The 23198-nt window shown below is 72.0% G+C and carries 22 protein-coding genes, 1 tRNA gene and 1 riboswitch; of the genes, 9 read left to right on the top strand and 14 right to left on the bottom strand.

All coding sequences use genetic code 11. The features are described from left to right. Nucleotides 1-353: 353 nt before the first annotated feature. Complete coding sequence (locus KUM40_RS07985; protein ID WP_217164348.1) at nucleotides 354-1775, top strand: MFS transporter; 1422 nt, start codon at nucleotides 354-356, stop codon at nucleotides 1773-1775. A gap of 98 nt (nucleotides 1776-1873) precedes the next feature. Beyond that, nucleotides 1874-3118: an L-2-hydroxyglutarate oxidase gene (lhgO, locus tag KUM40_RS07980; RefSeq protein WP_217164345.1), complete on the top strand. Its 1245-nt coding sequence runs from the start codon at nucleotides 1874-1876 to the stop codon at nucleotides 3116-3118. Nucleotides 3119-3125: 7 nt separating this feature from the next. On the opposite strand, the gene KUM40_RS07975 is transcribed toward lhgO, so the two are convergent. From KUM40_RS07975 to KUM40_RS07960, 4 genes are all read right to left on the bottom strand, one after another. After that, complete coding sequence (locus KUM40_RS07975; RefSeq protein WP_217164343.1) at nucleotides 3126-3569, bottom strand: Dabb family protein; 444 nt, start codon at nucleotides 3567-3569, stop codon at nucleotides 3126-3128. Nucleotides 3570-3704: 135 nt separating this feature from the next. Beyond that, nucleotides 3705-4553, bottom strand: coding sequence for a siderophore-interacting protein (locus tag KUM40_RS07970; protein WP_254394754.1), 849 nt, complete (start codon nucleotides 4551-4553; stop codon nucleotides 3705-3707). A 48-nt stretch (nucleotides 4554-4601) separates the two neighbouring features. Next, entirely contained in the window at nucleotides 4602-5513 is a 912-nt protein-coding gene (locus KUM40_RS07965; RefSeq protein ID WP_217164340.1) for a PDR/VanB family oxidoreductase, read from the bottom strand. A gap of 46 nt (nucleotides 5514-5559) precedes the next feature. Beyond that, a complete protein-coding gene (locus tag KUM40_RS07960; RefSeq protein ID WP_217164338.1) occupies nucleotides 5560-6189 on the bottom strand; it encodes an MSMEG_1061 family FMN-dependent PPOX-type flavoprotein in 630 nt (209 codons plus the stop codon). A gap of 96 nt (nucleotides 6190-6285) precedes the next feature. Here KUM40_RS07960 and KUM40_RS07955 point away from each other — a divergent pair, with 96 nt between their 5' ends. Genes KUM40_RS07955 through KUM40_RS07945 form a run of 3 tightly spaced genes read left to right on the top strand, consistent with a single transcriptional unit; the run spans nucleotide 6286 to nucleotide 9226 of the window. Next, the gene (locus tag KUM40_RS07955; RefSeq protein WP_217164336.1) at nucleotides 6286-6984 is read left to right on the top strand and encodes a TetR/AcrR family transcriptional regulator; all 699 of its coding nucleotides are present in this window, start codon (nucleotides 6286-6288) and stop codon (nucleotides 6982-6984) included. Between the two features lie 12 nt (nucleotides 6985-6996). Then, nucleotides 6997-7866 carry a tRNA (guanosine(46)-N7)-methyltransferase TrmB gene (trmB, locus tag KUM40_RS07950; protein WP_374227356.1) on the top strand — a complete coding sequence of 290 codons (870 nt, stop codon included), beginning with the start codon at nucleotides 6997-6999 and terminating at the stop codon, nucleotides 7864-7866. A 10-nt stretch (nucleotides 7867-7876) separates the two neighbouring features. Beyond that, nucleotides 7877-9226: a PrsW family intramembrane metalloprotease gene (locus KUM40_RS07945; protein ID WP_217164334.1), complete on the top strand. Its 1350-nt coding sequence runs from the start codon at nucleotides 7877-7879 to the stop codon at nucleotides 9224-9226. 85 nt (nucleotides 9227-9311) lie between these two features. On the opposite strand, the gene KUM40_RS07940 is transcribed toward KUM40_RS07945, so the two are convergent. The 6 genes from KUM40_RS07940 to KUM40_RS07915 form a co-directional block, all read right to left on the bottom strand. Then, nucleotides 9312-10361, bottom strand: coding sequence for a M23 family metallopeptidase (locus KUM40_RS07940; protein ID WP_217164332.1), 1050 nt, complete (start codon nucleotides 10359-10361; stop codon nucleotides 9312-9314). A gap of 11 nt (nucleotides 10362-10372) precedes the next feature. After that, nucleotides 10373-10529: riboswitch (cyclic di-AMP (ydaO/yuaA leader) on the bottom strand. A gap of 224 nt (nucleotides 10530-10753) precedes the next feature. After that, complete coding sequence (locus KUM40_RS42360; protein WP_217164330.1) at nucleotides 10754-11995, bottom strand: PP2C family protein-serine/threonine phosphatase; 1242 nt, start codon at nucleotides 11993-11995, stop codon at nucleotides 10754-10756. A 230-nt stretch (nucleotides 11996-12225) separates the two neighbouring features. Further along, nucleotides 12226-12299, bottom strand: a tRNA-Met gene (locus KUM40_RS07930). A 56-nt stretch (nucleotides 12300-12355) separates the two neighbouring features. Beyond that, the gene (locus KUM40_RS07925) at nucleotides 12356-13486 is read right to left on the bottom strand and encodes a dihydrofolate reductase family protein (protein ID WP_217164328.1); all 1131 of its coding nucleotides are present in this window, start codon (nucleotides 13484-13486) and stop codon (nucleotides 12356-12358) included. A 156-nt stretch (nucleotides 13487-13642) separates the two neighbouring features. Beyond that, nucleotides 13643-13969: a hypothetical protein gene (locus KUM40_RS07920; RefSeq protein ID WP_217164326.1), complete on the bottom strand. Its 327-nt coding sequence runs from the start codon at nucleotides 13967-13969 to the stop codon at nucleotides 13643-13645. Then, entirely contained in the window at nucleotides 13969-14292 is a 324-nt protein-coding gene (locus KUM40_RS07915; protein WP_217164324.1) for a hypothetical protein, read from the bottom strand. The genes KUM40_RS07920 and KUM40_RS07915 overlap by 1 nt, the downstream gene beginning before the upstream one ends. Before the next feature lie 168 nt (nucleotides 14293-14460). On the opposite strand from KUM40_RS07915, the gene KUM40_RS07910 reads away from it, so the two are divergent. The 4 genes from KUM40_RS07910 to KUM40_RS07895 all read left to right on the top strand — a co-directional run bounded on the left by KUM40_RS07910 (nucleotide 14461) and on the right by KUM40_RS07895 (nucleotide 17775). Then, nucleotides 14461-14757, top strand: a complete 297-nt coding sequence (locus KUM40_RS07910) for a GntR family transcriptional regulator (protein ID WP_217164323.1) — start codon at nucleotides 14461-14463, stop codon at nucleotides 14755-14757. A 177-nt stretch (nucleotides 14758-14934) separates the two neighbouring features. Further along, complete coding sequence (locus KUM40_RS41110; protein WP_308401082.1) at nucleotides 14935-15588, top strand: DUF6461 domain-containing protein; 654 nt, start codon at nucleotides 14935-14937, stop codon at nucleotides 15586-15588. Nucleotides 15589-15773: 185 nt separating this feature from the next. Continuing rightward, nucleotides 15774-16730 (top strand): alpha/beta fold hydrolase, encoded by a 957-nt coding sequence (locus KUM40_RS07900; protein WP_217164321.1) that lies wholly within the window; start codon nucleotides 15774-15776, stop codon nucleotides 16728-16730. 85 nt (nucleotides 16731-16815) lie between these two features. Further along, a complete protein-coding gene (locus KUM40_RS07895) occupies nucleotides 16816-17775 on the top strand; it encodes a MerR family transcriptional regulator (RefSeq protein WP_217164319.1) in 960 nt (319 codons plus the stop codon). Here the strand turns inward: KUM40_RS07895 and KUM40_RS07890 are convergent. From KUM40_RS07890 to KUM40_RS07875, 4 genes are read right to left on the bottom strand one after another with little or no spacing between them, the layout of a single operon-like run. After that, a complete protein-coding gene (locus KUM40_RS07890; protein ID WP_217164317.1) occupies nucleotides 17756-18145 on the bottom strand; it encodes a hypothetical protein in 390 nt (129 codons plus the stop codon). The two genes, KUM40_RS07895 and KUM40_RS07890, sit on opposite strands and share 20 nt — an antisense overlap. Nucleotides 18146-18151: 6 nt before the next feature. Further along, nucleotides 18152-18544, bottom strand: a complete 393-nt coding sequence (locus KUM40_RS07885; protein WP_217164315.1) for a hypothetical protein — start codon at nucleotides 18542-18544, stop codon at nucleotides 18152-18154. Nucleotides 18545-18571: 27 nt separating this feature from the next. Further along, nucleotides 18572-20863: a protein kinase gene (locus tag KUM40_RS07880; RefSeq protein ID WP_217164314.1), complete on the bottom strand. Its 2292-nt coding sequence runs from the start codon at nucleotides 20861-20863 to the stop codon at nucleotides 18572-18574. Continuing rightward, nucleotides 20856-23120, bottom strand: a complete 2265-nt coding sequence (locus tag KUM40_RS07875; protein ID WP_217164312.1) for a PQQ-binding-like beta-propeller repeat protein — start codon at nucleotides 23118-23120, stop codon at nucleotides 20856-20858. The genes KUM40_RS07880 and KUM40_RS07875 overlap by 8 nt, the downstream gene beginning before the upstream one ends. Nucleotides 23121-23198: the final 78 nt, after the last annotated feature.

Raw genomic sequence — 23198 nt, 5'->3', positions numbered from 1 at the left:
GCGGGCGGTGCGCGGTCCGGGGGACGGAACCCGCCCCCCGGACCGGTCCGCCGCCCGCGGGGATGTAGGCGGCGGCGTCCCCCAGCCCACTGGATCCAGTACAGCGGGCCGACCCACGCAACGCCCATGGAACCGCTCCCCCCATGGCCGGAGAAGAGCGCACGGGCGGGCGCACGGCCACACACCGGGAGCACGTGACAACAGACCGTGCAGGCACCGCACTTCAGTGCGGACCACAATCCCGCCATCCGGAACAATGCCTCTTAACGCCTGGGATGCGGCGAACTACGCTGGGTTTACGAATGCCGCGTGGTTATGCCAGCGCGGCAGCCGTCTGTGTCGAGGGGTGGCGCATGTCCAGGGAGCAACGCGGGCCGAACGAAAAGCTCGGCGCCGTTCTCGCCCTCGCGGGAATCAGCAACGCAGGGCTCGCCCGGCGCGTCAACGACCTTGGCGCCCAACGCGGGTTGACACTTCGCTACGACAAGACGTCGGTGGCGCGCTGGGTGTCGAAGGGGATGGTGCCGCAGGGTGCGGCGCCGCACCTCATCGCCGCCGCCATCGGCCAGAAGCTCGGCCGCCCGGTGCCGCTCCACGAGATCGGCCTGGCGGACGCGGATCCCGCCCCCGAAGTGGGCCTCGCCTTCCCCCGGGACGTCGGCCAGGCGGTCAGGTCCGCCACCGAGCTGTACCGTCTCGACCTCGCCGGCCGCCGGACCGGCGGCGGCATCTGGCAGTCGCTCGCCGGTTCGTTCGCGGTGAGCGCATATGCGACACCCGCCTCACGATGGCTGATAACCCCGGCCGACAGCTCGGTGGCGCGCGACGTGAGCCCGGCCGAGGGCTCCGGCGCACCGCTCAAAGTCGGCCACAGTGATGTGCTGAAGCTGCGCGAGGCCGCCGAGGACGCCAGGCGCTGGGACTCCAAGTACGGGGGCGGCGACTGGCGTTCGTCGATGGTCCCCGAGTGCTTACGCGTCGAGGCGGCGCCCCTGCTCCTCGGCTCCTACTCCGACGAGGTCGGCCGCGCCCTGTTCGGCGCCTCGGCCGAACTGACCCGGCTGGCCGGGTGGATGGCCTTCGACACCGGCCAGCAGGAGGCGGCCCAGCGGTACTACATCCAGGCCCTGCGCCTGGCCCGCGCCGCGGCGGACGTACCCCTGGGCGGTTACGTCCTCGCGTCGATGTCCCTCCAGGCCACCTACCGCGGTTTCGGCGACGAGGGCGTCGACCTGGCCCAGGCCGCCCTTGAGCGCAACCGCGGGCTGGCCACGGCCCGCACCATGAGCTTCTTCCGCCTGGTCGAGGCCCGCGCCCACGCGCGGGCGAACGACGCGGTGGCGGCCGGCGCCGCCCTGAAGTCCGCCGAGAGCTGGCTGGAGCGCGCCCGCTCCGGCGACAGCGATCCGACGTGGCTGGGTTTCTACTCCTACGACCGGTTCGCCGCCGACGCGGCCGAGTGCTACCGCGACCTGAAGGCACCACGCCAGGTGCGCCGTTTCACCGAGCAGGCCCTGTCGAAACCGACGGAGGAGTTCGTACGCTCGCACGGCCTCAGACTGGTCGTCTCGGCGGTGGCGGAGCTGGAGTCCGGCAATCTGGACGCGGCCTGTGAGCAGGGTGTGCGGGCGGTCGAGGTGGCCGGCCGCATCTCCTCGGCCCGCACCACGGAGTACGTCAAGGACCTCCTGCACCGCCTGGAGCCGTACGGCGACGAGCCGCGCGTCGTGGAGCTGCGCGAGCGCGCCAGGCCGCTGCTGGTGACCCCGGCGTGACCCCGCGCGTGACTCCGGCCTGATCCACCGCCCCCTTCCGGGTTTGAGGGCATTGTCAGTGGCGCAGTGCACTATCGAAGCCGGGAGGTGGGCCGGGGATGGAACGAGCGCGGACCGGGATCGCGCGGAGCATCGGCGCGTTGCGAGGCTACGACTGCGACGTGCTGGTGATCGGCGGCGGAATCATCGGCCTGTCGACGGCGTACGCGATCACGCGCGCCGCGCCGGGCACCCGTGTCACGGTCCTGGAGAAGGAGCCGGGTCCGGCCCGGCACCAGACGGGCCGCAACAGCGGCGTCATCCACAGCGGCGTCTACTACCGCCCGGACTCGCTGAAGGCCCGCTACGCGGTCCGGGGCGCCGCCGAGATGGTCAAGTTCTGCGCCGAGTACGGCATCGCCCACGCCGTCACCGGCAAGCTGATCGTCGCCACCGACCGCGCCGAGCTGCCCCGCCTGCACGCCCTCGTGCAGCGCGGCCGGGAGAACGGCATACCGGTGCGCGAGCTGAGCGGCGCCCGGATCCAGGAGTACGAGCCCGAGGTGCGCGGCCTCGCCGCCATACACGTCGGCACCACCGGCGTCTGCGACTACGCAGGCGTGGCCCGGCAGCTCGCCCGTGCGTCCGGCGCGGAGATCCGCTACGGCGCCGAGGTGCGCCGCATCGACCGGCGCCCCGGTCTCGGGGTCGCCGTGCGCACGGGCGCCGGGGAGGTGCTCCGGGCCCGGGTCCTGGTCAACTGCGGCGGGCTGCACTGCGACGAGATCGCCCGGCTCACCGGGGACGACCCCGGCATGCGGATCGTCCCCTTCCGGGGCGAGTACTACGAGCTGGCGCGGCCCGAGCTGGTGCGGGGCCTGGTGTATCCGGTGCCGGATCCGGCGTTCCCGTTCCTCGGGGTGCATCTGACCCGCGGGATCGACGGGGGCGTGCACCTCGGGCCGAACGCGGTTCCGGCGCTGGCCCGCGAGGGCTACGACTGGGGCGTGGTGCGCCCCCGCGAGCTGGGCGCGGCCCTGGCCTGGCCGGGTTCGTGGCGGATAGCCCGGAGGCACTGGAGATACGGGGCGGGCGAGCTGCGACGGTCGCTGTCCAAGAGCGCGTTCACCGCGGCCGTACGCAGGCTGCTGCCGGCGGTGACGGAAGGCGACCTGGTCGCCGCGCCGGCCGGCGTACGGGCACAGGCGGTGCTCGCGGACGGGACGCTGGTGGACGACTTCCTGATCAAGGAGGGCGCCCACGCGGTGCACGTCCTGAACGCGCCGTCGCCCGCGGCGACCGCGTCCCTGCCCGTCGGCCGGGAGGTGGCCCGCAGGGCGCTGGCGATGCTGGGGACGGACTAGGACTGGACTAGGACCTGTCCTGGTCGGAGGTGCCCGGCTCCTCCCCCCGCCCGGGCGCGCTGCTGCCGTCGTAGGAGCCGAGTCCCTCGATCAGGGCGACGAGGCCCGGGTCCCCCGCGAAGCGCTCGGCGTGGATCTGCCGGATGAGGTCGCCCGTGGCCGGGTCCTCGTCGTCGGTCAGGTCGTGGGAGACCATGTGCTGCACCAGCGGCAGCCCGATCTCGTCGACCTGCCGGTGCAGCGGAGCGTGCATGTACGCGCGGTAGGCCTCGATGTCCTTCATCGCGAACATCGCTCCGTAGTCGAAGTCTCCGCCCACGTCGCGCCCGACCGTCCAGTACTCGACGGCGTCGATCTCGCGCCCCATCCTGCGGAGCGTGTCGATCGCCTCCTCGACCTTGTCCTGCGGTGCGTCAGGGCGCATGGCGAGGCGGATCTGGTGATGAATCACGGCGGTTCTCCTCTGTGTCAGGAGGGACGGGTGCGTCAGTTGGTGCGTCAGTCGTCAGTACCTGACGCTCGAACGCTTCAACCTCTCGGTTCAGTTATAGACTATAACTAGACCGATAGGCCATTGCAACCGTGGTCAGCCCGGGCTGGAGTGGCCGTGCCGCCAGTACCCGAAGAACGCGATGTCGGACTTCGGCACGCCGCGGTCGTTCACCAGGTGGCGGCGCAGGCCGGTGGCCAGCCCCGACTCCCCGGCGACCCACGTGTAGGACCGGCCCGGACGCAGGGGCGGCTCCTTGACCGTTCCGACCGTTCCGACCGTTCCGACCGCTCTGACCGCTCTGACCGCTTCGAGTGCGGCTCTGCCGGGCCGGTTCTCGCCGTCCCTGGCGAGCCAGTGCACGCGGACGCCCTCGGGAGCGGTGATGTCCGCACGGAAGTCCGCGGTGCCCGGCACCTCCAGGAAGACCTCCGCGACCAGCGACGCGGGAGCGTCCTCGAGGATGGCCAGAATCGCCGGTACGGCACTCTCGTCGCCGACGAGCAACTGCCACTCGGCGTCGGCCGGCGGAAGGTAGGTCATTCCCAGGTCGTAGATGCCGGCCGGGTCACCCGGCCGGGCGCGCAGGGCCCAGTCGGCGGCCGGGGTGTCGCCGTGCAGGGCGAACTCGATGTCCACCTCGTCCGATTCCGGCCGGGCGCGCCGGACGGTGAAGTTGCGTACCCACGGCCGACGCGACTTCGGCAGCAGGAGCAGCTCCGCCATCCACGTCCCGTTGGAACGGCTCGGCATCCTCAGCTCCCGCTGTCCCTCGCGGGGGAAGAACAGCCGCACGCCCTGGTCGAAGCCCATGGGGGTCAGGTGCTTGAGTTCGGGTCCGGCGAGCGTGACGTTCGTGAAAGTCGGAGTGAGCCGCTCCGTTCTACGGACCTCCAGCGTGATCATGCGTCGCGATTCGGGCGTGCGTACCTTGGGAAGCAGCATGTGCGGTATCGGCCTTCCGTCCTTCTGTTTCCTTCTACGTCCTTCTGTTCAGAGGTCCACCACGAGGCGTGGGGTGCGGGCGCGGGACACGCAGGCGTACATGCGCCCCGCGGGAGCTCCGATGTCGTCCCGGTGCTCGGGTTCGCCGTCGACGACGGCGACCTCGCAACTGCCGCAGACCCCTTCGCGGCAGCCGGCCGCCACGGGAAGTCCGGCGTGGTTCAGCGCGTCCAGCAGCGATTCGTCGGCCGGTACCTGAACCGTGCGCCCCGAACGGGCGCACACCGCCTCGAACGGCGTGTTGGGGGCGAAGGACCTGGCCGTGGGGCGGAACCGCTCCGCGTGGAGCCGTCCGGCGGGGAAGGCGGCCTGTGCCGCCGCGAGCATGGACGCGGGGCCGCAGCAGTAGACGAGGGCGCCTGGATCCAGCGCCGACGCGAGAGCGGTGAGGTCCGGCCTGCCCTGCTCCCGCGTGGCGACGATCCGGACCCGGACGCCGTCGAGGGCGCGCAGTTCGTCGAGAAAGGGCATGGTCTCGGCCGACTGCCCCGCGTACACGAGTGACGCCGGGACGCCCTCCCCGGCCGCGGCCCGCAGCATCGGCAGGAGGGGGGTGATGCCGATGCCGCCGGCGAGGAAGAGGTACTCGGTCGCGGGCAGGAGCGGGAAGTGGTTCCGCGGCGGCGACACGTCGAGTGGGCGGCCCCGGCGCAGGAAGCGGTGGACGTACTCCGAACCGCCGCGGCTGAGCGGGGCGTGCCGGACGGCGACGCGGTAGGTCTCGCGGTCCGCCGGGTCCCCGCACAGCGAGTACTGCCGGGTCAGCCAGTTCGGCAGGGCCAGGTCCACGTGGGCGCCCGGCTCCCAGGGTTCCAGTGGGCCGTCGGCTCCGCGCAGGACGAGGGAGACGACGTCTTCGGCGACCCGGTCGATGTGGTCGACGACGGTCTGTTGCTGCATCAGTGCTTCACCTGTCACGTTTCGCCCGGTCACCTGTCTCGCCCGGTCAGTAGAGCTTGCGGTAGCTGTCCTCGAGGCCGCGGTCGAGCACCTGCGGGTCGATGTCGAGGCCGAGCTGGGCGGTGAACATCTCCCCCGCGGTGGGCATCTCGTCGGCCAGGGCACAACTGGCGGGGTCCCACAGCCGGGAGCGGATGAGTGCGCGGCCGCAGTGGCCGTAGGCCTCCGCCACCTCCACGACGAGCGCCAGCTCGGGCGCCCTGGCCTCGGTCTGCATCCGGGCGAGTACGTCGGGCTCGTCGGTGACGTAGGCACGGCCGTTGACGCGCAGCGTCTCCCGCACTCCGGGGATGAGGAAGAACAGGCCGATCCCGTCGTTCTCGGCGAGATTGCGGAACGAGTCGGCGATCTTGTTGCCGGGTCGGTCGGGGATCGCGAGGGTGTGTTCGTCGAGGACCTTCACGAAGCCGGGGTAGTCGCCCCGGGGTGAGCAGTCGGCGTGGCCCGAGGCGTCCGCCGTGGCCATCGCCACGAAGGGCGAATGAGCGATGAAGCGATGGAAGTGCTCGTCGATGCGGTCGAGAATCTTGGCCTTGGCCATGAGGTCGGGCGCCCCGAGCCGGGCGAGGACCTCCTCCGGCGCCAACCGCCGCGGACGTGTGCTGGTCTGCGTCACGACAACTCCTTCCGAAGTTCGCAGGTCATGGCACTATTGTGAGCAATTATTCAGTTCGTTGGCTACTCGCTTTCGAGAGCCTGTCCAGGAGGCGCCATGACATCGGACCGACGCGGACTCCAGCCACGTAAACAGCCCCGTCAGGTCCGGGCGGAACTCACCCGGCAGCGCATCCTGGCCGCCGCTGCTCACGTTTTCGCCGAGTACGGCTATGCCGCGGGGACCACCAACCGGATCGCCGAGAGGGCTCGCGTCTCGATCGGTTCGCTGTACCAGTACTATCCGAACAAAGATGCGATTCTCGTCGAGCTGCTGACCCGGCACCTCGATACGGGGATCACCGCCGTCCGGCGCCGCCGGTCCGAAGGTCTGCCGGACTCGCTCGAAGGCATCCTCCGTGCCCATGTGCGGACGGCGATCGACAATCACCGCCACGACCCGAACCTGCTGCGCGTCATGTTCGAGCAGGCGCCCCGGTCCCCCGAACTGATCGAGAGGATCTCCCGGCAGCAGCGGGAACTGGTCGACTACGTACACAAACTGTTCGACGAGCATCCGGAGGTCCGCGTCGCGGACACCCACGTCGCAGCCCGGCTCGCCGTGTCCACGGTCGAACTCGTCGTCCACCAGCTCATCGCCGAGCCCGACCCCATCGACATCCCCCGGTTCGAGAACGAACTCGTGGCCATGCTCGTCCGCTATCTCAGGGGGGCACCGTCACCGGAACCGGCAGCGGCAGCGGCAGCGGGCGAGAGGGCCGACGGCTCGGCGCCGATCGCGGTCGACCACCCGTAAAATCGAGTCATTGTGTCTGACTCCCACCACACCCCCGAAGCTCCCCCGGCTCGCCCCGCTCCCCCGCCCCCGGTCGGGACCTCCCTGCGGCACGTCCGTGCCAAGGGTGAGCCCCGTTTTCCCGACGGCCCGAAGGCCGATCCCGCCGGGTCGCACTTCGAGCGGCGGATCCGGAGTTTCCAGCCCCGGCGGAGCCGGGTGACCGCCGGGCAGGCGGACGCGCTGCAGCGGCTGTGGCCCCTGTGGGGCCTGGACATCGACGGGCAGCGGGTCATCGACCTCGCCGAGCTGTTCGGCAACGGCCGCCCCGTCGTCCTGGAGGTCGGCTTCGGCATGGGCGAGGCCACCGCCCGGATGGCCGCCGCCGACCCGGACACCAACATCCTCGCCGTGGACGTCCACACCCCCGGCCAGGGCAACCTGCTGGGTCTCGCGGAGCGGAACGGTCTGTCCAACGTCCGGGTGGGCAACGGCGACGCGATCATCCTCATGCGCGAGATGCTCGACCCCGGCTCGCTCGCCGGTCTGCGCGTCTACTTCCCGGACCCCTGGCCCAAGAAGCGCCACCACAAGCGCCGGCTGATCCAGCCGGAGTTCCTGAACCTGGCCGCGACCCGGCTCGCGCCGGGGGCCGTCGTGCACTGCGCCACCGACTGGGAGCCGTACGCCGAGCAGATGCTGGACGTGCTCACCGCGCACCCCGACTTCGAGAACACCGTGGCCGGGGACGGTTTCGCGCCGCGCCCCGAGCACCGGCCGCGGACCCGTTTCGAGGGGCAGGGACTGGAGAAGGGACATGTGGTGAACGACTTGCTCTTCCGCCGCGTACCCCACGGCGATCAGTACCGCGATCAGCACAAGGAGCAGCCCCCCACCGGTTAGGGTCCATGCCGTGGCCACCTGTCCCCCGTATCCGACGCGTACGCACTGGTGGCAGCGCACCTGGGTGCGTTACGGCGCACCGATCACCCTGCTCGCGCTCTCCGGCCTGGTGATCCTGGCCCTGGTCCGCGAACAGACCGGCACCCGGGGCTTCCTGGTGGGACTCGGCCTCGCGGTGCTGCCCGTGCCGCTGCTCGTGGCCGCGTTCCGCTGGCTGGACCGGGTCGATCCCGGCCCCTGGCGCAACCTGCTGTTCTGCTTCGCCTGGGGCGCCTGCGCGGCGGCGCTGATAGCGATCGTCGCCAACAGCTTCGCGACGCGCTGGATAGCGACCGCGACGGCAGACCCGGCCGGCGCGGACACGCTGGGCGCCACGGTCATAGCCCCGGTCGTCGAGGAGTCCGCCAAGGCCGCCGCCGTCCTGCTGGTGTTCCTCTTCCGCAGACGGGACTTCACCGGCATCGTCGACGGCGTGGTCGTCGCCGGGGTCACCGCCACCGGCTTCGCCTTCACCGAGAACATCCTCTACCTGGGCACCGCGTTCGGCACCGACCAACTGACCGGCGACAGCGGCATGGCCTCCGTCACCGCGGCGACCTTCTTCGTCCGCATCGTGATGGCGCCGTTCGCGCATCCGCTGTTCACCGTGCTCACCGGCATCGGCTTCGGCATCGCCGCGCTCTCGCCGGGCGGGCGCCGCCTGCGCCGTGTCCTGCTCCCGCCGGCCGGGCTGCTGCTCGCGATGGGCATGCACGCGCTGTGGAACGGCTCGGCCGCGTTCGGCGAGTACGGCTTCTTCGCCGTGTACGCGGCGTTCATGGTGCCGTCCTTCGGCCTGCTGACCTGGCTGGTGATCTGGACCCGGCAGCGCGAGCTGGGCACCGTACGGACCGAGTTGCCGGCGTACGTCGTGGCCGGGTGGCTCACGCCCGCGGAGCCGTACGCGCTCGGCTCGATGCGGGCCCGGCGCATCGCCCGGCAGCACGCGCGCCGGCACATCGGGAAGGAGGGGGCGCGGGCGGTGGCGCGGTACGAGGCCTACGCGACCTCACTGGCGTTCCTGCGCGGGCGCGGGCGCCGGGGCAGGGCAGGCGCCGACTTCACGGCACGGGAGCGGGAACTGCTGGACGCCCTGTGGCACCTGCGGAGCGTCGCGCGCCCGGCGCTGGACTACGCGGCCCGCGCCACGGCCCCGCCCGCGCCGCAGCCGGTACCGCCGTGGGCGTACCCGTCCCCGTACGCGTACGTGCCGTACCCGCCCCGCGCCGCGTACGCCCCCTACACCCCGTACGCCCCGTACACCTCATCCACCCCGTCCGGGCCGCACTCCGCGCCCGCTCACGCGAACCGGCAGCCCTGACGTCGGGGGGTCGTCGTCAGGACCGCCGGGGACCAGCGGGGGTGGAAACGGTGTGGATCAGTGGACGCGAGTCAGGGAGTGCAGGTCAGGGGGTGAGGCCCTTGCCCTGCAGCCAGGTCATCGGGTCGATGCCGGTGCCGCCGTCGGTGTGGACCTCGAGGTGGAGGTGGGCGCCCGTGACGTTGCCGGTGGCGCCGACGCGGCCGATGACGTCACCGGTGGCGACCTTCTGGCCGACGCTGACGTTGATGGAGGACTGGTGCGCGTACCAGAGTTCGGTGCCGTCATCGAGGGTGAGCACCGTCTTGTAGCCGTACGAACCGTCCCAGCCGGCCGACGTGATCGTGCCGCTGTGCACCGCCTTGAGCAGGGTGCCCGTGGGGGCGGCGAAGTCGAGGCCGGTGTGGTGGCCGGAGGCCCAGAGGGAGCCGGCCTGGTTGAAGGTGGAGGAGATCGTGTACGAGGAGGTCGGCAGCGTGTACTGCTTGGCCAGCTTCGCGAGCCGCTCGGCCTCGGCCTTCTTCGCGGCCTCCTCCTCCGCCTTCTTCTTGGCGGCGGCGGCCTTCTCCTCGGCCTCCTTCTCCGCCTTGGCGGCGGCTTCCGCGGCCTTCTTCTCGGCCGCGGCGGCGGCTTCGGCGGCGGCCTTGGTCTCGACCTGGGCCTGCTGCTGCTCGGCCTGCGCCATGATGCGGGCCCGCAGCGACTCACCGGCGTCGGAGGTGCTCTTCTCCTGCCCGGTGTCGGCGGATGCCGCGGCGATGCCGCTGAGCGGGGTGGCGGAACCCTCGGGCTCCGACTCCTCGCCGCCGTCGGAGATGAGGGAGCCGACGTTCGGCAGGTCCGGCATGGAGATCGACACCGGCGGCTTGCCGGTCTGCGCGCTGGCCATGCCGCCCGCGCCGACGGCGGCTATGACACCGACGCCGAGGACGGTGGAGCTGCGGGCGAGCCCGCCGCGCTGCTTGGCGACGCGGTGCCGGCCGCGTACGGGACGGAGGGAATCCGCGGTGGGATTCCACTCCTCCCAGGGGCCCTCTTCGGTGCGGTGGCCCTCGGGGCCGTCATAGCCGAAGGTGTCGGTGTCGTGCCGGGGCGGCACGAACGGGGCCTCGGGGGCAGGCCGGTTTGACGCCACGTGGGCGTACTCCTTTCCTTCCTTTCGCCTACCGGGTTAGCTGACGGGTTCGGAGCAGGAAGGTCTCCTACGCGCGTGTGCCGACCGTGTCTCCACGGCGTCAAACGCCCGATTCACCCCAATGTGGTGGTTCCCCGGTTCCCTTGCGGGATTCGGCGCGTGCGCACGGAGCCGACTTCTGTGACGGCTGGGACGACCGCGCTGCGTTATCGAACGTTAATAGACGCGGGGCTCGGATTCCAAGCTGTTCCTCTTGATCATTAACGAATACGGCCGGGACGTACGCCTCATGACTGGTGAAAAGCGGGCGACTTGACCCGCCCTCGATATTCCTCTTCACGCGTCCTTCTTCTGACGGTGTATCAGTTGTTATGCGGAGGGAGGTCGTTCCGTCACGGCTCGTGACAATGATCATGATCGCCGCGTCGGGGGCGTCGTACGGCGAGCAGCGCCATGTCGTCCGCCATGCCGCCCCCGGAGTGGTGGCGCACGTCCTCGGCGAGGGTGTCCAGGAGCTTCGCCGGATGCCGGAAGACGCGGCCGGCCAGCCGCGTCTGCGGATCGTAGAACTCGCCCTTGGCGTCCCGGGCTTCGGACAGCCCGTCGGTGTAGAGCAGGAGTGTGGCCCCACCGGGGAAGGCGGCCTCCTCCGCCCGGTCGGGCCACACACCCAGGTCGCCCATGCCGAGCGGCAGCGCCGACTCGCGGGCGGGCAGCGGGCCGAGGGTGCCGTCGGCGTAGAGGAGCAGGGGCGGCGGATGGCCGCGGTTGACGATGCGCACGATGCCGTCGCCGTGCGGGAGTTCGGCGAGGACGGCGGTGGTGAAGCCCTCGAAGGCGTCCAGCCCGTCCCGCCGGGTGCCCTCGCGCGCCAGCGCCCGCTCCAGCCGCTGCGCCACCGCCTCCAGCGTCGCCTCCTGCTCGGCCGCCTCCCGGAAGGCGCCGATCACGACGGCTACGGCGGCCACCGCGCCCATTCCCTTGCCGCGCACGTCCCCGACGATGACCCGGACACCGCGGGCGCTGTCCTGCACCGCGTACAGGTCGCCGCCGATGAACGCGTCGGCCTGCGCGGCCTCGTAGCAGACGGCGATCTCGAAGCCGGCGATCCGCTCGGCGGGTTCGGGCAGTACGGCGCGCTGGGCGGCCTCGGCGATCTCGCGGACGGAGACGAGGCGCTCGTCGGTGCGGCGGACGAGGCCGTTCACGAGGACGGCGAGGACGGCGACCGTCGCGATGGTGATCAGCTCGGTGAGGGAGTCCACGTAGTGGATGACGTCCTTGCCGATCTGCAGCCCGATGACCGCGGCGACCACCGCGACGCCGGTGAGCGCCGTGCCGCGCCGTGAGTAGATCGGGGCGGCGACCAGGGGCGCGGCCGTGTAGAGGGGCCCGGCGGTGAAGTACCTCGGGGTGAAGATGTCGTACAGGATGGCGACGACGACCAGCAGCACGGGGAGCAGGCGTACGAGGGCCCGCGTGTACGTGGTCCGCCTGCGCGGCGGTGGCCCGGCGGGCGGCAGTGCGCCCGACACCACGGATCGCGCCTCGTCACCGGGGCCCAGGCCGGGGTCGGGCACGGGATCGCCGGGGAGTCGGCCGCCGGCTCTGGCGTACGCTCCCTCGTCGTCCACGTTACCTGGCCGCACCACTCGTCTCCCGCCACCCCGCACGTCCGCGCCGCTGGCTCTGCCGTCCCGTACTCCAGGTTTCCCGGAGCGGGGGCGGGGGGCGAGCTGTGAGGGGCCGACCGAATGACGACGCGTACGAGGTGATGGTGCGATGGGGTGCGACGGGGTGCGACGGAGAGGCCAAACGCACCGAGGGCCGGAACCCTTTTCGGATTCCGGCCCTCGGCCTTTAGTAGCGGGGACAGGATTTGAACCTGCGACCTCTGGGTTATGAGCCCAGCGAGCTACCGAGCTGCTCCACCCCGCGCCGTTGTGTTCACTACTGTACGTCATCCGGGGGGCGGAATGCACATCGGTATCTCCCTACCCCTCCAGGTGACGGTTCGGCGCCTTCGCCCGCCCCTCGTATTCGGGCAGTACGACGACGACGGCACCCCCGACGGCGAGCATCCCGCTCCCGTCCGCCCCGGGCACGAAGGTGTCCGGCTCGCGCCAGGCGGTGACCACGCGGCGCACCCCGGCGTCGAGGATCAGCCGGGCGCAGGGCGCGGGCCGGGAGGCGCGGCGGGCGCAGGGCTCCAGGCTGCTGTAGACGGTGGCGGCCGCGAGCCGCGGGTCGGCGGAGTCGACCTTGGCCAGCGCGGCCTCCTCGGCGTGCACGACGGGGTCGTCGCCCTCCCGCGAATACCCGCGCGCCAGCTCCGTCCCGTCGGCGGCGACCACGACGGCCCCCACGCTGAACGCCGACTCGGACGGCGGACACAGCTCGGCCAGCTCGCACGCGAGCGCCAGCCAGTGCCGGTCGGCGGCAGCCGTGCGATCGCCGGTGCCTGGCGCGGTGGGCAGGTACCGGTTCAGCACCACGTCCTCGATCCGCCGCGACTCCACCAGCCGCAGCCGCCCGCCCTGATAGGCACCGGGCCCGAACAGCCGGGGCGCGGCCGGGTCTCCGACGAGGAGCGGCGCGAGGACGAGGTGCAGCTCGTCGGCCAGCTCCTGCTGGAGCAACTGGGTGTGGACGGTCCCGCCCCCCTCGACCATGAGCCGCCGCACCCCGCGCCGGTCGTACAGGTACTCCAGCGCCGCCCGCCAGTCGAGGACCGGCCCGAGGGCCACGACGTCGGCGCCGATCCCCGGCGCGCGGGCCCGCCGGGCACCGTCGTCCGTGGTCAGCAGCACCTTGTCCCCACCGGTGTGCCAGAACCGCGCCGCCGGGTCCAGCTCGCCACTGCCACTGACGGCGACCTTGAGCGGGTACTCCGCCTTCCCGTCCGCGACCCGCGCCGCCCGCCGCTCGGCCGAGTTCACCAGCAGCCGCGGGTTGTCGGCCCGGATCGTGCCGGCGCCGACCAGGATCGCGTCCACGGAGGCCCGCACCTCGTCGACCCGGTCGAAGTCGGCGGGGCTGGACAGCAGGAGCCGGTCGGGTCCGGTGTCGTCCAGGCAGCCGTCGAGGGAGACGGCGGCGGAGAGGAGGACGTAGGGGAGGGGCATGGGTGGCACTCCGGTGGGCGAGCGGACGGGCTGGGGCGTGGAGTGCCGCCATTGTCGGTCATGGTCGGGGTCGGCCCTTTTCCGGCATCACGATTGGACAGTCTGTCCCGGGAATGGAGCCGCCGACACGGCGTTTCGCCGGGACAAACTGTCCAATCACCGGCTGACATCGTCCACTGCCGGGGCCCGGCCGTCGTCCGCCCCGGGCAGGCGCCGCCCTCGCGACTCCGCGACCCGAAGTACGTCCGCCAGGCACTCGGTCAGGCGGATCGCGGTGTAGCGGACTTCGGCGTTCGGGGACACGGCGTCGTCCAGGACCCTGCGCGCCGAGCGGAGGATGTCCAGGCCCTCGGCGAGCTGCCGGGCCTCCGTCTCGTCGGCGAGCCGGGACACGAACCCGGTGCCGTCGCCGGGGGCGAGGAAGCAGGGCTTGCCCTCCGCCGACAGCCAGGGCAGCAGCCGTAGCGCGGTGGACGCCTCCATCACGCGGCCGCCTTCCGCGCGCCGACGATGTGCTGATCCAGGTCGATGCCGAAGTCGGCGGCGAGCACGAGGGCGAGGCGGCGGTGCCGCTGTCGGTCCAGCTCCTGTTCGTGGGCGGCGAGGTACGGGCGTACGAGACGGGAAGCGGCGCCGTCGAGGGGCTGGTGGACGCAGTACGGGGAGCGCGGGAGGGGGATGCCTGCGGGGCGGGGCGCACGAGGGTCGGGACGGTGGGGTCGGCGGGCGCCTGCTCGATGAATTCCGGTGCCGGGACCGAGGAGAAGGGCCACCCATTGGGCGATGCGGTGGATAAGGTCGTACATGTTGACGCTCCTACTCAGCGTTGACCACGCCCCGGGGCCCTGCCAGGCCGCCGGGGTCTTTGCGTTGCTATCAAAGGAGCGTGCACTAGGTTGCTCCTAGAAGCAATGGGTAGCAGACGGGTGCACCCGTACGTGGCAGCATGTTTGCCACCGCTTTAGCGTTCAGGTATGGCTGATGAGCGTCAGTGGCGGCCCGACCCAACGAGTCACGTGTACGTGTACCTACAGGTCGTGCACCGCATCACCGAGCAGATTCGGGCGGGACGGCTTCCCGTCGGCGCACGCCTCCCCGGCGAGCGCGACCTCGCGGAGGAGTACGGCGTTGCCGTCAACACCATCCGCCGTGCTATCCGAGAACTGCGCGATCAGGGATTGCTCATCACCGTCCCGGTAAAGGGGACCTTTGTGTGCGCGCAGGAACCCTCCTCAAATGGCCCCGCGCACGAGGACAAACCCTCCGGCTGACAACTCGGGGCGCCCTTCACGTACGGGCGGTCGGCGGCATCGACCCAGGCCAACCCGCGTCGGCACACTGGCGGTGGCCGCCCCCGGCCTGGCTCGGCGACCGAGCCGCGTAGGAACCGCGAAGCGGCTCGCCCCGTTTGCTTGCACCTCGCGGTGACGGCCTACGAGAATTCGCCTGTGCCAGAACCCATCACAGCAGCGGCCTACGCCGACATATTCGGTGCCGACGACGATTTCCTCGAGTCGCACTGCTTCACGTACGTGCGAGCGATCGGCCCGGAGGATCTGCTGCGCGAGCTACGCGCTCCGCGGCCGACGGCCGGGACGGCGGCAACCGGGGTGAACGCGCTGCGCGAGCTGACGACCGAGTCGAACAACCTGGGCTTCACGTCGGAGAGGGCCCAGTTGGTGGGAGTGACCCCGGTCGGTGACTGGACGCTCATGGTCGAGTACAACGGCCTCGCCGGTGTCGAACCGGAGGTCATGCTGCCGGCGACCCGGGGTCGGACGGCGGTCTCCCACATGGCCAACGTCGCCCCCGGAGAGCCCTTCTACTGGTACGAGAACGGGTCCGTCCGGCTGTCCTACTACGAGGATGCCTACCTCCGCGAAGGCGACTGTCCGGACGAACTGCTCGGCGTCATGCGAGAGGTGGGCTTCGGGCCGTTGGAGGACCCGGACGAGGACGAGGTGCCTGCCAGCAACGCCCTGGCCAACTTCGCCCTGGCGCACCATGTCACCGGGGTCCGGCTGACCCGGCGTCTTCTTCAGACGGCGGAGTTCACCTGCGGCGTCGTGACCCTGCCCGACCCTCCGCACCTGCGGGCGTGAGGCGTCGCTGTAGATCACGGCGGCGGAGCCGGGGCGGCGGGACTGCCTGGGGCTGACCCCACCCTCCCCGGTGGCATCGCGGGAACCACTGATCGGGGTGCCAACCGGATGCCGTCGGGCCTCCTGCGGACGAAGAATTCCGTGTGTCCGAACACGACCGCAGCACCAGCTCCCGGGGATCACTCATGGCACGTCTCCACAGCCGTCGTATGCACCGCGCGATGTCCGGCATCGCGCTACTGGCGGTCACCACGGGTCTCGTCACGGCCTGCAGCGACGAGGAATCCACTCCGTCCACCTCGACGTCATCGGCATCGGCATCGGCATCGGCATCCGCTTCCGCTTCCGCGGTCCCCGGGGCGCGCGGTGCGGCGAAGACGAAGCTGCACATGATCGAGAACGAGGGTCACCGTCTCGCTTTCCACGTCACCGACGGGAGCGGCGCCGTCATCGTCCTGGACGCCGGCGGGGGCGAGGACTCCTCCTACTGGAAGGACATCGTCCCCGAGCTCCACACGGCCACCGGCGCCACGATCATCACCTACGACCGGGCCGGCCTGGGCCGGAGCGAGGCGGTCGCCGGGCCGTGGCAGGTGCAGAGCGCCGTCAGCGACCTCAGGACGGGACTGCGGAAGCTCGGGGTGACCAAGGACGTAATCCTGGTGTCCCACTCGCAGGCCGGTGGGATCGCCACGTACCTCACTCAGCAGAACCCCGGGCTGGTGTCCGGCTCCGTGCTGGTCGACGCGAGCCTGCCCCCGCTGTACACGGACGAGGAGATCGCCCGCATCGTCGCCGCCAACCAGCCCGCGGTCGACGCCGCGAAGAAGGATCCGTCCAAGCCACAGAACCGGCAACTGATCGCGACGGCGGAGAGCTACGCCCCGATGCACAAGGCGTACCACCGGGCCTCCTGGCCCGACGCCGTTCCCGCGACCGTCATCGTGTCGGAGAAGACCCCGTTCGAGGGATCACCCCAGGACGCACAGCGCTGGCGGGATGCCGCTGCGTCGTTCGTGCGGCAGGGGCCGGACCGGACCCTGGTCACCGCGAAGGGAAGTTCGCACGACGTTCTGAAGGACCGGCCCGCCCTCGTGCTGAAGGAGATCGAGAAGCTCGAGAACGAAGTGGCGCCACGCTGACCGATGCCGGCCGGGCCGCGCAGGAGACCACGAGACTCTCGTACGGCTTGACTCTCCAGTGGCTGGAGACCGCAGGGTGGGCGTCATGAACGGCGCGACGCCCCCGCACTCGATCGGTGAACTGTCGGCCCGTACCGGCGTGCCCGTACGGACGATCCGGTTCTACTCGGACACCGGACTGCTGCCGCCCACGGCCCGCACCCCGGCCGGCTACCGCCGTTACAGCGACGCGGCTCTCGGCCGGCTCCACCTCATCTCCGTCCTGCGGGAGCTGGACGTCGGCCTCACCACGGTCCGCCGCGTCCTGGACGGCGACCTCTCCGTCGCCGAGGTCGCCGCCGCGCACGCCGACGCCACCGCCCTCCAGCTCCGCGCGCTGCGACTGCGGCACAGCATGCTGCGGCTCGTTGCCCGGCGCGGATCAAGTCCCGAGGAGACAGTTCTCATGCACCGGCTCACCCGCCTCACCTCCGACGAACGACGGCGCATGGTGGCCGACTTCGTCGCCGGCCTCAGCGCCGACACGCCTCGGGCCCGCAGTGCCGCCGCCGCTCTGCGCACCGCCCTGCCCGAACTTCCCGACGAACCGTCCGACGCCCAGCTCGCCGCATGGGTGGAGCTGGCCGAGCTGATCGCCGACGACGACTTCCGCGCGCGCATGGCGCAGGCCGCGCTCCCGCCCGCCGACGCGGCGGCCCTGCCGGGCGCGGCCTGCGAGAAGGCGGCCGAGCTCGTCCCGTTCGTCCGGCAGACCGTCGCCGACGCGAGGGCGGCGGGCATCGCCCCGGGCGGCGCCGAAGCCGTCCCGGTGGTCGACGCCGTCGTGGAGCGCTTCGCGGCCGTGCTCGGCCGCCCCGACGGCACGGAGCTGCGGGAGTGGATGGCGCGGCAGTTCGAAGCAGGGCACGACCCGCTCGTCGAGCGGTACTGGCGCCTGGTCTGGGCCGTCAACGACTGGCAGGTCGTCCCCGGTCATCTGCCCTTCCAGCCCTGGATGGTCCAGGCCCTTCGACGGTCCGGCCGGGTCAGCCCCAGTCGCCGTTGACCCACGCGAGCAGGCGGGCGCGCTTCGTGTAGTAACAGAAGGTGTGGTCCGCGCCGGACGTGACGTACGTTCCGGACCCGTGCCGCAGCTCGTACCCGTAGTCGCCGGGACCGTACTCGCCGTCGCGGCGGCCGTCCATGTCGTCCGCCCAGTCGAGGAGACCGAGGTCGAGGCCGAGGCCGAGGTTCTCGAAGTAACGGCCGGGGTCGGCCGGTTCCATCGGTACGGGGCGGTCGTCGGCCCCGGCTGCGTGCCGGTCCTCCTGGCAGCCGTCGGACCGCACGGGCTGGCCCAGCCACCACCCGGCCAGGAACACGGCGTACAGAGTGGTGACGACACCGAGGCGGCGGAGCGTTATCCAGGCGGGCATCCTGCTCTACCTCCAGTCGCCCTCGAACCACGCCCGGAGGCGCGGGCGTTCGCTCGTGTCGTTCGTGCAGGTGACGGCGTAGGAGGTGATCGTCAGGGTCTCGACATGCGGGGACGGCACGGTGTGGGCGTCTTCGAGAAAGCTGCGGTCCGGAAACGCCGACGGTGCCGGGATGGGGCTGTACGCAGGTGCGGGCGTGGCGGACGGCTCGGTTCCGTACCGCTTCTCGGCCCGGTCGACTGCGGCCCGATCGACGTGGCAGTCGGGGGTCACGGGCTGGCCCAGGTACCAGCCCGCGACGAACACGCCGTACACCACGGCGGCGGCGCCGAGACGGCGCGGCGTGACCCGGCGGGGTCGGAGGTCAACCCGGCCTGCGCCGGGGGGTGTTGTGATCACGTCGAAGGACCCTACCCGCCAGGTGTGTCACAGCGGGAACCCGAGCACGTGGGTGCGGCAGGAGAGGAGGAGGCGGTCGCCGCCGACGCGCAGGGAGGTCCGGGACCAGGACGGCAACCGCCCGTCGTCCGCCAGGCCACTGCGGTAGGTCCAGGGCGGGCGGCGGGCGGCCAGGTCCACGGCGAGGAGGGGCTGGGGGATCAGACCCGTGTCGAGGTACAGCGTCTCGCCGTGGAACCGGGGCGGAACGTCCTGCCTGACCTCTCCCGAGACCCGGTACGACCACCGGAGCCGCCCGTCACCGGCCCGCAGCGCCAGCAACTCGTAGGGGTCGCGCGGCCGGTCCGGGGACTCGGTTCCCCGGGTGACGACGTAGACCGTGTCGCCGTGGACGACGGGAACGCCGTACCGGGGCCGCTCCTTGGTGTTCGAGCGCTCCGCGCCGAAGCGCCAGCGGACCTTCCCTGCCGAGACGTCCACCGCGCGGACCTCGCTGCCGCCGACGAGAAGGACACCGTCCCGGATCGCCTCGGGGCGCGCGGCGCCGATGTCGCCGACGCGCCCGGAGTCGGCGCCGACCCTCCAGCGTTCCCACCCGTCCGCCCGGTCCCGCGCCACGACATGCCGGTCCGTCGTGACCAGCAGCAGATCACCGGCCACCGCTCCGGCCGGCCCCTCGGCTGTCCCCTCGGCATCCTTCAGGATCCACCGCAGCTCGCCGCTGTCCGTCGCGTGCGCGGTGATCGCGGGTGGGCCGTACAGGTCGCCGGACAGCTCGCACCACAGGTAGAGGGTGTCCTCGGTGGCGGCCAGCACACGGCGCTCTCCGAGGCCCGGTCCGTTGATCTCTCCCGGCAGCCGGGTGACTTCCCCGGTGGCGGGATCGAGGGCGCAGATCGGCGGCTCCAGGTCGGCGTAGCTGGTCAGGTCGCGGACGAAGCGGCCCTCCCCGGCGTCCTCGAAGGTAACCCAGCGCCGCTGCCGGAGCTTCCAGACCACCTTCCCGGTCCGGGTGTCGAGGCCGAGAGCCGTCCTGCGGGTCTTGTCGCCGTCACCGACGAGGACCACGGCGACCCCGTCCCTGACGCCTTCGAGGGTCGCGTCCGCCCCGGCGTCGTAGGTCCACAGCGGCTCGGGCGCCAGTCCGGGCGGACCGGACGACGCCGCCGTACGCGGTGTGCCCGAAGCTTCCCGGTCGCCGGACCCGAAGACCGCCCACGCCGCCCCCGCCCCGCCGAGCGCGAGCGCCGTGCCGGCACCGGCGAGCAGCAGCAGCCGACGCGACGGTCCCCGGGACTGCGACCGCGGTGCCTCGGGCGGCGCGGGGCGCGGCAGCCGGGCCGGTCGCAGGTCCCACACCCCCGCCGCACGCCGGCCGAGGTCGGCGCGGAGGGGGCCGGGCAGCAGGGCGGCGAACACGTCGTCGCCGCGCCTGCCTCTGGTTCCGTCTCCGTCTCCGTGTCCGTATCTGTTTCCGTCGTTCAGGGCGTCCGCGAGTTCCGCGGCCCCGGGCCGTTCCCTCGGGTCCTTGGCCAGGCAGCGGGCGATCACCGGGGTCAGCGCCTGCGGTACGCCCGTCAGGTCCGGTTCCCCGTACCGGACCCGGTACAGGACGTCGGCGTTGTCGGCACCGGAGAACGGCCCGTGTCCGGTGACCGCGAACACCAGCACCGCGCCCAGGGCGAAGAGATCGCCCGGCGGCTCGTGGTCGCGCCCCGTGGCCTGCTCGGGCGACATGTAGGCGGGCGTACCCACGACCTGACCGGTACGGGTCATGCGCGCCGCGCCGAGGGCGCGGGCGATGCCGAAGTCGATGATCTTCGGGCCCGCGGCGGTGACCACGACGTTGGACGGCTTGAGGTCGCGGTGGACGACTCCGGAGCCGTGGATGCCGGCGAGGGCACGAGCGAGCCGGGCGCCCAGGGCCCGGACTGCGGGCTCGGGCAACGGACCGTGGTGTTCGACCGCCTCCGCGAGCGACGGACCGAGCAGGTACTCCGTGGCGAGCCACGGCAACGCCCCCTGGGTGTCGGCGGCCACGACCGTCGCCCCGTGCTCGGCGCCGGTCGTCCGCGCGGCCTCCGCCTCGACCCGGAACCTCATCCGGAACTCCGGTTCGCGGGCGAGGCTCTCGTGCACCGTCTTCAGGGCGACCACCCGTCCGCCCGCCGACCGGGCCAGGAACACCGTGCCCATACCGCCCCCGCCGAGGCGGCCCAGGAGCGTGAAGCCGCCGATCCGTTCGGGATCGTCGAAGTCCAGCGGCCGGAGCGGTGAACCGCCGCCGGGGCTGTCGGGGCTGCCGGGCACGTCAGTCACGAGGGGCGTCCACGGGCAGCGCGAAGTAGTGGTGGCCCAGCTCGTGCGAGAACACGACGGTCTTCGAACCGCTGACGGCCCGCCAGCCTCCCGAATCGTCGCCGCTCACCCCGCTGAACTCCCACAGGGGCGCACCGTCCACCGGGTCGAGGGCCCGGACCGAGGCGACGGCCATCTGGTACAGCGGCCTCCCCGACGGACCTGCGGCCAGCGCGGCGAACGTGCTGCTCAGGGCGATGTCCCCTCTCCAACGCGCCTTGCCGTCGCGGGGATCGAGGCAGTAGACGGACCCGCTCTCCTCGACCACGTACAGTGCCTCGCCGCGCAGCAGAAGGGCCCGCGCGCCCAGATGCCGGATACCGTCGGGTCCCTCGTACGTCCACAACTTGCGCATGGTCTTCAGGTCGTACGCCCCGAAGTCCCACCGACCGCCGGCGTACAGCACGCCCTCCGGCGTGACCCAGCAGTGGTTCTCCACGGTCTTCTTGCCGAACGTCTGCTCCCAGCTCGCCTCTCCGGACGCGAGGTCGACGGCCAGGAAGTGGATCTGGCCCTGCTCCTCCGCTCCGTCCAGTTCGTGAAGCACGCGACGGTGAAGGTAGAGGTGGTTCCGTCCGAGGGTCGCCGTCACCTGGTCCGACACATACGTGAAGCTCTTCGGCAGCTCGACGCGCCACACCACCTCGCGCTCCATGGCGTCGTAGCAGACGATTTGGTCGTACACCCCGTCCTGGTTGGAGTTCGCGAACCACACGCGCCCGCCGTCCTCGGCGAGGAGATCCGTGGCGGGAAACGTCATGTCCCGGTCCCGTACGGTGCCCGTCCGGGCCGAGAAGCGCGCCAGACCGACCGTGTCGCTGGTGAGCAGCAGATCGTCGTGAACGACGACCGGGCCCCAGCCGCAGTTGAGCGGCTTGGACCACAGCACCTTCCCGGAGCTCAGCTCGATGCTGTCGGTGCTGCCGACGGCAGGCACGATCAGCGCCTTGTCGTTCCACACGAGGGGGCTTCCGGTGTAGGCCGGTGCCTCGTAGTGCCAGAGCGCGGTGGGAGGTGTTCCGGTCACCCTCCGTGCCGGTCGGTCCGACCGGGTGGCGGACCCCGACGGTCCGGTGGGTCCGGTGCGTCCGGACGGCTTCCCGGCCGCCGCGAGCGCCCAGCCACCGCCGCCGATGCCCGCCCCCGCGACCAGACCGGCCGCGGCGGCGAGCAGGGTCCGGCGGTTCGGATTCCTTACGGAGGTGGCGGCGCCCGGGGTGGGCGCGGCCGGGGTGGGCGCGGCCGGGGTGGGGGCGGCCGGCGCGTCCGGTACGGCCGGGGCCGGTGCGACGAGGGTGTCGGCCGCGGGGCCGGATTCCTGCGGGGCCTCCAGCGTCAGGACATCCGCCGCCTGCCGGGTCAGCTCCGCGACGAGGGACCCGGGCAGCCAGTCCGCACGCAGCAACTCGGCGGCACCCCCGGGCGCGAGTCCGGCGGCGACGGCGTGCGGGGCGGGGCGGCGGGCGGGGTCCTTGTCGAGGCAGCGCGTGACCAGGGGCCGCAGTCCTTCGGGCACCCCGCTCAGATCGGGCTCGGCGGTGGCGAGCGCGTCCGGCGTGACCGGGACGAAGGGCGCGCTTCCCGTGGCCGCGTACACGAGCAGCAGCCCCAGCACGAACACGTCGGAGGCGGGTCCGGGCGCCTCGTCGGCGACCTGCTCGGGGGTCAGAAAGCCGAGCGTGAGCCGCGGCCCGCTGCCGCCCCGGTCCCCCTTGCCGATGCCGGTCGCGGCCGCCAGGGGGCCGAACCCGGCGAGCAACGGCCCGTCGGCGGCGAGGAGCACCGTATGGGGTGCGAGCCCCTGATGCGCGGGCACCAGGGCGTGCAGCCGCGCGAGCACCTCGGCCAGCGCGGCGCCGAGGACGCGCACGGCGTGCTCCGGCAGCGGGCCGTGCCGTTCGACGGCGGACCCGAGGGTCACGGCCGGGCGGAACGCCAGGGCCAGATGCCGCTCGGCCGCCTCCCGCACCGGAGCGGTCCAAGCGCCGCCGGCCCGCGCGGCGAGGTCGCTCTCCGCGCGGAACCTCCGGAGCAGCGCCGCGGACTCGGCCACGTCGGGGTGCGGTACCAGCAGGGCGACGGTGTCACCGTCCCGGTGCCGGGCGATGTATTCCAGGGCGGAGACGCCCACCCGGCGTCGCGCGAGGGGGCGGTACTCCCCGATCCGGGTGGGATCCGTGTCACGCAGCTCCACCGGACCACAGTCGTACGTGGACATCGTGCCCCCATTCCGCTCGCGTGCGCCCAGTACGTGACGCGGTGACAGTTTCGCCTCTCCAATTCGCCTCTCCAACCG

It is taken from the genome of Streptomyces sp. AC512_CC834 (assembly GCF_019049325.1).
GTDB lineage: Bacteria > Actinomycetota > Actinomycetes > Streptomycetales > Streptomycetaceae > Streptomyces.
The sequence above is the reverse complement of the archived record's forward strand: the minus strand, read 5'-3'. Positions and strand labels throughout refer to the sequence as shown.